A 514-nucleotide genomic window follows, 5' to 3' on the forward strand; every position below is an offset into this window, starting at 1 on the left:
CCACTGGCGCCATTGCATCAGCCCCATAATCTCGCCGCGGTCCGCGCCGTCTCCAGGCTGCGCCCCGCTCTGCTGCAAGTCGCCTGCTTCGACACCGGCTTCCATCATGGCCAGCCCCCGGTTGCGACGCGCCTCGCGCTGCCGCGCGCGCTCGGCGAAGAGGGCATGCGGCGCTACGGCTTTCACGGCATCTCCTACGAATATATCGCGCGGCAGCTGCGTTTGATCGATCCCGATACAGGCGGTGGCCGCACGATCGCCGCGCATCTCGGCAACGGGGCCAGCCTCTGTGCGATGGACGGGGGGCGCAGCATCGACACGACGATGGGGTTCACCGCACTCGACGGATTGGTGATGGGCACGCGGTGCGGAGCGCTCGACCCGGGCGCGGTGCTCTATCTTCTCCAGCAGAGGGGCATGACGGCGCGCGAAGTCGAGCATCTCCTCTACAGTGAGTCCGGCCTTTTGGGCGTGTCCGGCACATCGAGCGACATGCGCGCGCTTCTCGGCAGCG

1 pseudogene is annotated in these 514 nt (G+C 67.9%); it reads left to right on the plus strand.

The features are described 5' to 3' along the window. Positions 1–12 precede the first annotated feature (12 nt). A pseudogene (locus BGN95_RS06440) lies at positions 13–514 on the plus strand (acetate/propionate family kinase); the annotation flags it as partial.

The sequence above is a fragment of the Sphingomonas sp. 66-10 genome, assembly GCF_001897045.1.
Classification (GTDB): domain Bacteria; phylum Pseudomonadota; class Alphaproteobacteria; order Sphingomonadales; family Sphingomonadaceae; genus Sphingomonas; species Sphingomonas lycopersici.